At 73.0% G+C, this 11,034-nt stretch carries 10 protein-coding genes; 4 read left to right on the top strand and 6 right to left on the bottom strand.

The genetic code is table 11. From position 1 onward, the window contains the following. The first annotated feature begins 276 nt into the window (after positions 1-276). The 3 genes from ACMXN5_RS27005 to ACMXN5_RS26995 are packed head-to-tail and all read left to right on the top strand — an operon-like array spanning position 277 to position 3,458. Complete coding sequence (locus tag ACMXN5_RS27005) at positions 277-1,191, top strand: polysaccharide deacetylase family protein (protein WP_439677404.1); 915 nt, start codon at positions 277-279, stop codon at positions 1,189-1,191. Between the two features lie 48 nt (positions 1,192-1,239). After that, complete coding sequence (locus ACMXN5_RS27000; protein WP_439677403.1) at positions 1,240-2,316, top strand: GNAT family N-acetyltransferase; 1,077 nt, start codon at positions 1,240-1,242, stop codon at positions 2,314-2,316. Next, complete coding sequence (locus ACMXN5_RS26995; RefSeq protein ID WP_439677402.1) at positions 2,313-3,458, top strand: glycosyltransferase family 4 protein; 1,146 nt, start codon at positions 2,313-2,315, stop codon at positions 3,456-3,458. Before ACMXN5_RS27000 ends, ACMXN5_RS26995 begins: the two co-directional genes overlap by 4 nt. Positions 3,459-3,514: 56 nt before the next feature. Here ACMXN5_RS26995 and ACMXN5_RS26990 read toward each other — a convergent pair whose 3' ends face one another. From ACMXN5_RS26990 to ACMXN5_RS26965, 6 genes are all read right to left on the bottom strand, one after another. After that, the gene (locus ACMXN5_RS26990) at positions 3,515-3,658 is read right to left on the bottom strand and encodes a hypothetical protein (protein WP_439677401.1); all 144 of its coding nucleotides are present in this window, start codon (positions 3,656-3,658) and stop codon (positions 3,515-3,517) included. A 65-nt stretch (positions 3,659-3,723) separates the two neighbouring features. Beyond that, positions 3,724-4,803 (bottom strand): glycosyltransferase, encoded by a 1,080-nt coding sequence (locus tag ACMXN5_RS26985; RefSeq protein ID WP_439677400.1) that lies wholly within the window; start codon positions 4,801-4,803, stop codon positions 3,724-3,726. Further along, complete coding sequence (locus tag ACMXN5_RS26980; RefSeq protein ID WP_439677399.1) at positions 4,800-6,062, bottom strand: glycosyltransferase family 4 protein; 1,263 nt, start codon at positions 6,060-6,062, stop codon at positions 4,800-4,802. Before ACMXN5_RS26980 ends, ACMXN5_RS26985 begins: the two co-directional genes overlap by 4 nt. A 6-nt stretch (positions 6,063-6,068) precedes the next feature. Beyond that, the gene (locus ACMXN5_RS26975; RefSeq protein WP_439677398.1) at positions 6,069-7,292 is read right to left on the bottom strand and encodes an ABC transporter ATP-binding protein; all 1,224 of its coding nucleotides are present in this window, start codon (positions 7,290-7,292) and stop codon (positions 6,069-6,071) included. Further along, positions 7,282-8,403 carry an ABC transporter permease gene (locus ACMXN5_RS26970; RefSeq protein WP_439677397.1) on the bottom strand — a complete coding sequence of 374 codons (1,122 nt, stop codon included), beginning with the start codon at positions 8,401-8,403 and terminating at the stop codon, positions 7,282-7,284. Before ACMXN5_RS26970 ends, ACMXN5_RS26975 begins: the two co-directional genes overlap by 11 nt. A 153-nt stretch (positions 8,404-8,556) precedes the next feature. After that, complete coding sequence (locus ACMXN5_RS26965; RefSeq protein WP_439677396.1) at positions 8,557-9,690, bottom strand: glycosyltransferase family 4 protein; 1,134 nt, start codon at positions 9,688-9,690, stop codon at positions 8,557-8,559. Positions 9,691-9,812: 122 nt separating this feature from the next. Here ACMXN5_RS26965 and ACMXN5_RS26960 point away from each other — a divergent pair, with 122 nt between their 5' ends. Then, a complete protein-coding gene (locus tag ACMXN5_RS26960) occupies positions 9,813-11,012 on the top strand; it encodes a glycosyltransferase family 4 protein (RefSeq protein ID WP_439677395.1) in 1,200 nt (399 codons plus the stop codon). The last annotated feature ends 22 nt before the right edge of the window (positions 11,013-11,034 follow it).

Genomic DNA, 11,034 nt, shown 5'->3' with positions numbered 1-11,034 from the left:
GGATGGGTCACGCGTGAAGGGTGTTTCGCGATCCGTCCACGAGTCGGGGGTGATGTTCCGCGATATCCGACGTTGACGACCTTGCCATGACCTGGCGGGAGTTCGGGCGGATGTGCGGTGTCGGCCGGGTTGACGTTCGGTGTCCGGCTGACGGGAGGTGACCCCGCTGTTACGGTTCCGGCAGCGGGAGCCGAGAGGCTGGGGAACCGCGGGACCGGGGAGGCGCGGGTGGGCGGTTCGAGGGTGGGGACGTTGCGGTCGTCGGTGGGGTCTTCGGTGCGGTCCTCGCTGCGGGGCGGTGGTGACGCGCTGTTGCGGCGGTCGCCGGCGCAGATGTGGTTCGTCCGCCGGTCCCGGCTGCGGCTGGCCGTGCTCGGGTATCACGGGATCTCCGATCCGGCCGTGTTCGCCGGGCAGTTGGACCGATTGAAGCGGATCGCCCGGCCGGTGTCGCTGGACGAGGTGGAGGCGGCGCTGGGCGATCGACGTCCGCTGCCCGCCCGGGCGGTGCTGTTGACCTTCGACGACGGCGAGCGCAGCATCCTGGAACACGGCCTGCCGCTGCTGCGCGAACGCGGCATCCCGGGAGTGGCCTACGTGGTGGCCTCGGCGATCGACTCGCGCGCGCCGTTCTGGTGGCACGAGGCGCACCGGTTGGTCACCGCCGGGGCGCGGGTCGCGGGCGAACCGGAGAGGTCGCCGAGCGGGTGGGTCGCGTATCTCAAGACCGTGCCGCAGGAGCGCCGACTGCACCTGCTCGCCGCGCTGCGCGAGGGACACGAGCCGGTGCTCGGCGAGCAGTTGACCGGCGCGGATCTGCGCACCCTGGAGTCGGGCGGGATCCGGGTGGAGAACCACTCGCTCACCCATCCGCTGCTCGACCGCTGCTCCGACGCGGACGTGCGGGCCGAAGTGGTGGACGCACACGCGCGGTTGACCAAGCTCCTGGGCCGGGCGCCGAGTTCGTTCGCGTATCCGAACGGGAACTGGGACGTGCGCGCCGAGCGGTTGCTCGACGAACTGGGCTACCGTTCGGGCTTCCTGTTCGACCACCGGCTCGGGCCCCGACTGCCCGATCACCCGTTGCGGATCTCCCGCCTGCGGGTCGGCTCGAACACCCGCACGGATCGGTTCGCCACCATCGTCTCCGGGCTGCATCCGGCCGTGCACGCGTTGCGCGGCGGGCGGTGAGGGGTCGGGTCCGGTTCGGCGTCGGTTTCGAGGTCCGGGGGGATCGTCGTGCTTGCTCTGCCCACGTTGTTGCGCTCGCCCGGGGAGCTGGCGGCGCTGGTGCCGTCCTGGCGCGCACTGGTCGCCGCGACGCCCGGGACGTCGTACTTCGCCACGCCCGACTGGGTGCTGGGCTGGACCGAGTCGCTGGGCCGGGAGCAGGCCGGCCGCGTGCTGGTCGCGGTGTGGTGCGGGGACGACGGCGCCGCCGAGGCGGTCGTACCGCTGCTGCGCACCCGTGAGCGGCTGCACCCCCGGCTGCCCGGCGGGGTGCCGGTCTGGACCGTGCTCGGCAGCGGGATCGGCGCCGCGGACCACTGCGGTTTCGCCGTCGCGCCGCACCGACACGAGGACGTACGGGCCTGGCTGGCCACACTCGCCCGGCGGCGCAGCATGCTCTTCCCGCACCTGGATCCGGGCACGGGCGATCCGTATCTGCCGCCCGGCGCCCGGGAGATCGAGCGCACGGCCTGTCCGGTGATGCCCGCCGACCCGGACGCCCTGGGCTCGGCCCGGCACCGCCAGGGGGTGCGGCGCAAGGCGCGCCGGCTCGCGGCCGAGGGGGTCGTCTTCACCTGGGCCGGGCCCGGCGAGCTGACGTCGGAGGTGTTCGACGACCTGCTGCGGCTGCATCGGCTGCGCCGGGACACGATCGGCGCGTCCAGCGCGTTCGACGCCTCCCGGCGTCCGCTGCACGCGGCGCTGGCGGCGCGGGCCGAACCCGGGCGCGGGCCGTGCGCGTTGGTGGCACGGGATCCGGCGGGCGCGGTGGTGGGGGTTCTGTACGGGTTCTTGTGGCAGGACACGTTCGCGTACTACCAGTTGGGGTGGGATCCGGCCTACGCGAAGGCGAGCCTGGGCACGGTGTTGTTCCACGAGACGCTGGCCGCGCTGGCCGAGCGCAAGGTGGCAACGTTCGACTTCCTGCGCGGCGCCGAGGAGTTCAAGCATCGGTTCGGCGCGACCGATCGATACGACACGACATGGTTGGTGGCCCGCGGTGCGGCCGGCGCGCTCCTCGGCGCGAAGGCCGCGGCCCGCCGGGCCCGGGATCGCCGGCGGCGACCGGCGCGGGGGGAATCGTGAAGGAGCGGATCAGGCTCGTCCACGTGGTGTGGCGGCTGAGCATCGGCGGCGGGATCCCGCAGGTGAGCCGGCAGGTGCTCGCCGGGCTCGACCCGGAGCGCTTCGACTGCCACGCGATCAGCGCCCGACCCGCCTGGGAGGAGGACGAACTCGGCGAGCTGGGGCCGAATGTGACGGTGCATGCGCTCGACCACACCGGGCCCGCCGGGCCCCGGGACGAGGTGCGGTTGGGGCTGCGGATCGCGGCGAAGGTCCGGGAGTTGCGTCCGGACGTGCTGCACGCGCACAGCGGCACGGCCCGCCTCTCGCTGCCCGCCGCGCTGGCCTGCCCCCGACTGCCTCGGGTGATGGAGGTGCACGAGCCGTTGAAGGACGGCCTGCACTCGCGGTTGACCAACGGCATCGAGGTCGCCATGGTCAAGGCGGCCGGGTTCCGGCCGTTCGCCCACTCGACCCACGTGCGCGACGCGACGGCGGCGATCGTGCGATGGCGGCCCGAGCGCATCCCGCTGGTGCCGCTGGGCGTGCGGGTCCACGAACCGGATCCGGCCGCCGGGGCCGCGCTGCGCGCCGAGTTGGGCATCGCGCCCGAGGCGCTCGTGGTGGTCGGGGTGGGCCGGGCCGCGCAGAAGAACATCCCGCTGATGGTGCGGGTCGGCGCCGACGTGGTGCGCAAGCTCGGCGACGCCGGACCGCCGGTGGTGTTCCTGATCATCGGCCGCCAGGAACCGGAGATCCCGGCGCTGATCGAGCGGTTGGGGGTGGGCAAGCACGTGCGGGTGGTGCCGCCGCTGCCCCGGCTGGGCGACGCGTTCGACGCGGCCGACCTGTTCCTGTCCACGTCCCACTACGAGGGCTTCGGGCTCGCGGTCGCCGAGGCGATGGTCGCGGGCGTCCCGGTCGTGGGCACGGCGGTGGGCGGGGTCACCGACGTGGTCGCCGACGGCGTCACCGGGCGCCTGCTGCGCGCGGGCGATCGGGGCGGACTGGTGATGGCCTGCCGGGAATTGCTCACCAACGCGGACACGCGGGCCCGGATGGGCGCGGCGAGCCGGGAACGGGTCCTGGCCCGCTTCACCCGGCAACACATGCTCGACGGCTTCGCCCGGGTGTACGAACGCGCGGCGCGACGCGGGGATTAGCCGCCCGGCGGATCGGACCGGGCCCGGCGGCGAGGGGAACGTCGCCGGGCCCGGCTTCATGCGATCGGCGGCCAGTCCCAGTGCGGGACTTCGCGCAGCGGGTGCAGTTCGTCGTCGGTCTCGGCGTGCGAGTTCTGCTTGGCCACGTGGGTGCCGAACTCCACGTGCGAGCGCAGCGCCTCCTCGAAAAGCGTCTCCATGCCGCCTCATCCCAGACCGGGACGAAGCGGCTGTCAACGGCCGGCGCCCGGCCGTCATCGAACCGCTATCCGCGCAGTTCCGCCAGAATGTGCGCGGCCACCGTCGGCCACGTCATCGTCGCTCGCAACTCCTCGCCCCGGACCACGGCGCGTTTGCGGAACGAAGGGTAGTCGGCGGTCAATTGGCGCAGCGCGACGACCAACGCGTCCTCGTCGCCCGGGGGTACGGTCAGGCCCGCGTCGCCGATGATCCAGGGCTGGTTGCCGACCGTGGAGACCACGCACGGCAGCCCCCGGATCAGGCCCTCGATCAGGGCTATCCCGAACGCCTCCATGTGCGTGGGGATGACCACCGCGTCGGCGGCGTCGTACGCGGCACCCATCGCGGTGTGCGGCACCCGGCCCAGCGCGGTCACCCCGACCGGCAACTCCCCCGCCGGACCGCTGCCGACCAGCGTCAGCCGGTGGCGCGGGTCGCGGGCGTGGAGCCGGGCGAAGGCGGCGAGCAGGAGCGGGCCGCCCTTGAGCTCCCACTGGGTGCCCACGAACAGCAGCCGGGGCGGATCCGCGCCGCCCGGCCCGGGATCGGCGTCCGGCGCGGGTTCGGCGTTGGTCCCGGAGCCGACCACGTGCACCCGATCCGCGGCCAGGCCGTACTCGCGCACCAGTACATCGGCGGTGCTGGGCCCCATCACGAACACCCGGTGTGCGCCGAGCAACAACCGCCGCTCCCGGGCCAACCATCCGTCGGAGTACCGGGATCGATGCACCCCGCCGACCGCCGCGCCCTCCAGGCCGACCCGGTCGGTGTACACGCCGTAGCGCACGCCCGGCGGCGGGGTCAGCGCGGGCAGCGTCTGCACGATCAGCACCGGCCGCCCCGGGTCGAGCAGTCCGCGCGAGCGCACCCTGCGGTCCAGCGCCGCCGTCCATGCGCCGGTCTTGGTCCACGGCGTCCCGGGACCGGCCAGCCGCGCCTCGTGCACCGCCCGCAACCGGGCGGCTGCCAGCCCCGGCGCGCGGGCCAGCGGCATCAGGTCGTGCGCGGCCACCTCCGTGCGCTCCGCGAGCGCCCGGCACAGCGCCGGCACCGACCCGGAGAAGGCCCCGACATGCAGCAGGGTCAGCCCCGCCGGCCCGGTCATCGGGCCGAGGCTCCGCGCCCGCCCCGGGTGCGCCGGCGCAGTGCCTGACCGCGCTGCCCGGCCTTGAAGCCGACCAGTCGTCCGCCGACGCGCACCGCCTCGCCGACCCGACCACGGGCGGATGGGTGTTCGGCGCGGGCCTGTTCGTACCAGTCGACGAGCCGCAGCGCCTGGCTGTCCAGCGCGAAGCGCTCGCGGACCAGGCCGAGCGACCAGGCGCCGATGCGCTCACGCTCGGCCCGGTCGCCCAACAGCGTGACCAACTGGTCGACCAGCGCGTCCTGTTCGACGGGCACCCGGCCCGCGCCCAGGCCGTAGAAGCCGAGGCCGTCGAATTCGCCGATCGTCTCGGGCGTGACCGGTTTGCTGAAGCCCTGCTCGCCGACCACCACGGTGGGCTTGCCGAAGGCCATCCCGCGCAGCACCGAACTGCCCATCCCGACCACCACGTCGGCCAGCGCGTACGCCGGTCGCGGGTCGGCCATCTCGCCCGTCAGCACGATCGCCCGCCGGCCCAGTTCGGCGTTCGCCGCCGCGGCCCGGGCCTGGAGTTCGCTCTCGATCGAGCCGCCGCCGACCAGCACCAGACGCAACCCGGGCAACTTCGGGGACAGTCGGGCCACCGCGTCGACGGTGCGTTCCAGGTGTTCCTGCTTGAGGTGGCGGGCCAGGCGCGAGACCAGTACCACGGTGGGCGCGGGCCCCCGCAGCCCGTGTTCGGCGGCGAAGGCGTCCACGTCCACCTCGGTGTCGGCCCCGTCCGCGATCGGGTGATCGATCGCCGTGTCCACGGGCGGTTCGAGGAGGTGCACGCGGGCACCCTCCAGGCCGCGCACCTCGCCGGTCTCCTCGTACAGGTCGCCGTAGCCGAGGGTGAGCGGCACGCCGGTACGCGGGAAGTACGGCGGCAGGCTGCCCATCGACATGATCGTGCCCAGCACGGGCGTGCCGCGCGGGACGAACGCGCCCAGGAACGCCTCGACCAGCGGCCAGTATTCGTAGGTGTGCACGACGTCGATGCGATGCCGGCGCACCGCCGCCGCGATGGCGCGCGAGACGGCGGGCGAGGGACGTACGTGCGCCCGCTCGGGCAGCGCGAGCAGCGGCAGGCCCGCGGCGGCGACCCGTTGTCGCAGCGGGCCCTGACGGCCCATCACCCACACCTCGTGGCCGAGGTCGCGCACCGCGCGGGCCAGGTCCACCGCGTTGATCGAGCTGCCGCCCAGTTGCATGTCGTGCGGACACACCAGGATGCGCACGGCCGTTCACCCCTCCCAGGTGTGGTCGACGTAGACCGGCGCGGCGAGCACGACCGCGCGCGGCGGGGTGTCGAGTTCGGGACCGGCCACGTCGAACTGTTTGGCCGGATGCCACGCGGTCAGCGGATGTCCGTCGCCGTCGTAGACGCCGATCCACAGCGCGTAGCGCCCCCGGGGCAGCGGCAGTCGGTCCAGGGTGCACTTGACCCGGGTACCCGACGGGCCGAACCGCACGTCGCGGCGCGTGGTGAAGACCGGGCTCGCGGTGCCCTCGGTGACGCCGATGTGCACGGTGGCCGAGCCGCGGAAGTCGCCGACGAAGTCGGCCTCGACGACCATCGACCGGTTGGTGGTGGGACCGGCGGTGTCCACGCCGCGCACGTCGACGTAGGTGGTGCGGATCGCCTCGTCGGTGCGGGTGCGCGCCTCGGTCTCCTCCTCGACGCTGTCCCGATATCCGCGCAGCGCCTGCCGGATCGGGCCGTCGGTGCGGATCTCGCCCTGCTCCAGCCAGATGCCGCGCGTACAGATCGACTCGACCGACGCAAGGTCGTGCGAGACCAGGACCAGCGTGGTGCCCTGTTCGAGCACCACCCGCATCCGGTCCAGGCATTTTTGCTGGAACAGCGCGTCGCCGACGGCCAGTACCTCGTCGACGAGCAGCACGTCGGGCTCCAGGAACGCGGCGACCGCGAAGCCCAGGCGCATCTGCATGCCGGAGCTGTACCACTTGACCTGCCGGTCGATCGCCGTGCCCAGTTCGGCGAAGTCGACGATGTCGTCGAAACGTTTGGCCACCTCGGCCCGCTTCAGGCCGAGCAACGAGCCGTACAGGAAGGCGTTCTCACGACCGGTCAGGTCCGGGTGGATGCCCGCGCGCACCTCGATCAGCGCGCCGACCCGGCCGCGCACCTGGAGCCGGCCCGCGTAGGGGTACATCACGCCGGTGAGCATCTTGAGCAGCGTCGACTTGCCCGACCCGTTGGAGCCGATCAGGCCGACCGCCTCGCCGGGGTCGATGTGGATGTGGATGTCGCGCAACGCCCAGCGCCAGTCGGCCTGGTCGCGGCCGGACAACTTGCGCGCGATGCGGCCCAGGTTGTCCCGGAGCAGCATGCGTTGGCTGTCCGCGCGAAAGCGTTTCCACAGGTGTTCGGCCCGGACCGTGCCCGGCGCGAGGGTGCCCGGCTCGGCCGGTGCGAGCGTGGTCGACGTGCGGTCAGGCGACATCGGCGATCCCCGCTTCGAGCTTCTTGAAGATCTTGTAGCCGACGATCAGCAGCACGGTCGCCGACGCACCGGCGGCGCCGGTGAGTTCCCAGTCGGGTTGTTGTCCGTACAGGATCGAGCGCCGGTAGCCGTCGATCACCGCGGCGAGCGGGTTGCTGATCACGTAGGGCAACAGCCAGTCCTTGGTGATCTGGTCCATTCCGTAGGCGACCGGGGTGGCGAACATGCCCATCTGCATGAGCAGCGGCAGCACGTGCCGAATGTCGCGGAAGTAGACCACCGCCGCGGACAACACGAGCACCACGCCGAGGGTGACCTCGAATTGGATGAGCAGCAGGATCGGCAGCGCCCACATGGTCGCGGCGGGCGGCGTGGTGTAGGCCGCGAACAGCACCACCAGCACGCTCGACGCGATCAGCATGTCGACGGTGGCCACGATCACGGTGGCGAACGGGAAGACCTCGCGCGGGCAGTAGACCTTGTTCAGCAGCGGCCCGTTGGACACCAGCGAGGACGAGCCCTGGGTGACCGAGGACATGAAGAACGTCCACGGGAGCAGTCCCAGGTAGCTGAACAGCGGGTAGGGCACGTCGTATTTGTGCGCGGTCTCGCTGAGGTTGCCCACCCGCTGGAAGACGATGGTGAACACCAGCATCAGCAGGACGGGCGTGATGATCGCCCAGGCGAAGCCGAGAACGGCTTGTTTGTAGCGGGCCTTGAGGTCGCGCTCGGCCAGCGTGCGCACGAGCTCGCGCGAGTGCCACAACTCCCGGATGCCGCGGAACAGGCTGGTGCGGCGCTTGAAGCGCAACTCCGGCGGTGGTCCCTTGACCTCCGGGTCGGGCGCCTGGGCGGCGGCGATGCGGCCGGTGCCGCTGCCGACGCCTGCCGTGGGCGCGGCGTGTCGTCCGGTGCCGGTGCGACTGTCGATGGTCGGCGTGGTCGCTCCCCCGTGGCCCGCGAGGGGCGCTCCGTTGACGTGTGTTCGGTGATCGGCCGGTTCGTCGACGCTGCCGCCGGGCCGGGCATGCCGCGCCGCCCGGCCGAGATCGCCGATTCTGCTCATGCCGTCGCCGGGCATGCCGACGGCACCCCCCACAGACTCCCCCACGGACTCCCCCTCCCTGGTTCGACAACAACCTTGGCACATGCGATCTCCCCACGAGTCGCATTCGGCCGTACGGGAATCGGGGCTCGCGCCCCGTCCCGAGTCCTGCGTTCGACGCCGAGGCGTCGTCCCGATCCTTCCCTCGACGCCGCGGTGTCAGCGCGTGTGCTCGTCGAGCAACGCGGTCCACGCGTCCACCACGGTCTCCATCGCGTGTCGTTCCAGGCAACGGGCCCTGGCCGCCAGCCCCATCGCGTCGCGGTCGGCCAGCACCCGGCGGATCGCGGCGACCAGCGGGGCCGGATCCCCGGCGCCGGGGCCCACCTCGGCGAGCGCCCCGGTTACCCCGTCCACGACCACGTCGCGGACGAACCCGACGTCGGTCACGGCGGCCGGGATCGCGGTCATGCCCGCCTCGACCAGGACTCCCGGCACGCCCTCGCTGGTGCTGGAGAGCACCAGCACGTCGCCGGCGCGGTACACCGGGCCCAGGTCGGCGAGGTTGCCGGTGAAGGTGACCCGCCCCGGGGCGCGGCGCGCGGCCAGCGCCTCCAGGGCCGCGCGCTCGGGGCCCTCTCCGGCCACGAGCAGGTGGTAGGTCGGGAGTTCGGCGTGTTCCGACGCCGCCTCGGCACGCTCCGAATCCCCCTCCACGAGCTGTGCGAATGCCTCGATGGCCAGCGCGACCCGCTTCTCCACGGCCAGCGCGCCGACCACGACGAGCACCGTCGCTCCCGTCGGCAGCCCCAACTCGGCGCGCGCCTTGGACCGATCGGTCGCGGCCGGTGGCGGGAACCGCTCCGGACGCCGCCCGTTCGGGATCGCCCGTACCCGACTCGGCGCCAACCGGTAGGTGTGCAGCAGGATTTCCCGGCCCGTCGGCGACACCGAGGCGATCGCCGCCGCCCGGCGCAGCAGCAGCCCCACCCGCGCCCGGCGCACCGCGTCGCGCGCCCAGTGCCGGGGATCGCCGATGTTCACGTAGACGAACGGCGTCCCGGTGCCCGCGAGGGCGATCCCGCACGCGTCCAGCGTGGTCGAGCCGTGCGCGATCACCACGCCCGCGCCCGCCGCCCGTCGGCGCAGTTCGCGCAGCGTGCTCGGGTGCAGTCGCCCCGGTCCGAGCACGGGGAAGTCCATCTCCCCGCTGCCGGCCAGCGCGACGACCGTCGATGACCGCCCTCGATCGCGCAGCGCCGCGTCCAGATCGTGGGCGAACGCCTGTGAACCCCGTCGTCGGGGGTCGGTCACGACGTGCAGGACCCCACGCCGATCGGTCGTTGTCCCCATGGGGTGACAGGTTGTCACGAATCCCGCCCCGCCGGGGGCGTATCGATGACATGCTCGGCGTTGTGGGGTGGGGGCGTCCCGTGACCGACGGCCGCGTCGGGAGAGCGCGGGGGATGGCAGGGGTGAGGCAAGTGCACGTGCTCCAGGTGATCGACAGCGTGGATCGGGTCGGCGGCGCCGAACGCGCGGCGGTGGCGATGGCTCCCGGACTGATCCGGCGCGGCATCACCCTCGATGTCGCGTATCTCCTGGATCTCGACGGTTTTCAACCGGAGTTGGTCGAGGCGGGCGCGTCGTTGTTCGGGGTGCATCGCGGCTCGCGCGCGGGTTCGGTGCGCGGGCTGGCACGGGTGATCCGCGACCGCCGGCCCGATCTGGTGCACACGACCCTGTACGAGGCGGACATCGCCGGGCGAATCGCCGCGCTGGCGACCGGTGTTCCGGTGGTGTCGAGCCTGGTCAACACCTCCTACGGGGCGGAGATGCGGACCCAGCCCGGGATTCGGCCGTGGAAGCTGCGCGCCGCTCAGGGTCTGGACGCGGCCAGCGGGCAGGGGGTGCGCCGGTTCCACGCGTTGACCGAGCATGTGGCCGAGGTGATGTCGCGCCGGTTGCGCGTGCGCCGGACGCGGATCGAGGTGGTGCCGCGCGGGCGCGACCCCGAGGCGCTGGCCGCCGCGCGGGAGCGACGGGCGTACACCCGGGCCGACTTGGGTCTGGACGCCGACGTGCCGGTGCTGGTGACCGCGGCCCGGCAGGAATACCAGAAGGGCTTGGACGTGCTGCTCGCGGCGTTCGCGTCGGTGCGCCGCGAGGTGCCGGACGCGGTGCTGCTGCTGGCCGGTCCGCCCGGTGGGCAGACCGAGTCGTTGCGGAAGGCGGCGGCCGGCCTGGCCGGGGATTCCCCGGACGGGGCGGAACCCGTACGGTTCCTGGGATATCGCGACGACGTGCCCGATCTGATGGGCGCGGCCGATGTGTTCGTGCTGCCCTCGCGTTGGGAGGGCCTGGGCAGCGTGCTGATCGAGGCGATGGGGGTGGGGACGCCGATCGTCACCAGCGACCTGCCCCCGGTGCGCGAGATCACCGGGGCGGGCGACTGCGCGGCCCTGGTGCCGCCGGATTCGCCCGAGGCGCTGGCGACGGCGCTGGTCTCGGCCCTGACGGAGCGGGAGAAGACCGCGATGCGCGCGGAAGCGGCGTATCGACGTTTCGGCGAGGAGTACACGATCGACAGCGTTTGCGACCGGATGGTCGCGTTCTATGCCCGGGCGCTCGGTCCCGGAGCGGGCCGTGACGGGTTGTCAGGTCCGGTGCGGTGACGGCCCCGCGAACACGGCGGGT

The sequence above is a fragment of the Embleya australiensis genome (genome assembly GCF_051903075.1).
Lineage (GTDB): Bacteria > Actinomycetota > Actinomycetes > Streptomycetales > Streptomycetaceae > Embleya.
Note: the sequence above shows the minus strand (reverse complement) of the source record. Positions and strands in the feature narration are given on the sequence as shown.

Bases quoted from the DNA above. Each gene is read 5' to 3' on its own strand.
- ACMXN5_RS26990 (WP_439677401.1), bottom strand. From the start codon at position 3,658: ATGGAGACGCTTTTCGAGGAGGCGCTGCGCTCGCACGTGGAGTTCGGC.
- ACMXN5_RS26975 (WP_439677398.1), bottom strand. From the start codon at position 7,292: ATGTCGCCTGACCGCACGTCGACCACGCTCGCACCGGCCGAGCCGGGC.
- ACMXN5_RS26985 (WP_439677400.1), bottom strand. From the start codon at position 4,803: ATGACCGGGCCGGCGGGGCTGACCCTGCTGCATGTCGGGGCCTTCTCC.
- ACMXN5_RS26965 (WP_439677396.1), bottom strand. From the start codon at position 9,690: ATGGGGACAACGACCGATCGGCGTGGGGTCCTGCACGTCGTGACCGAC.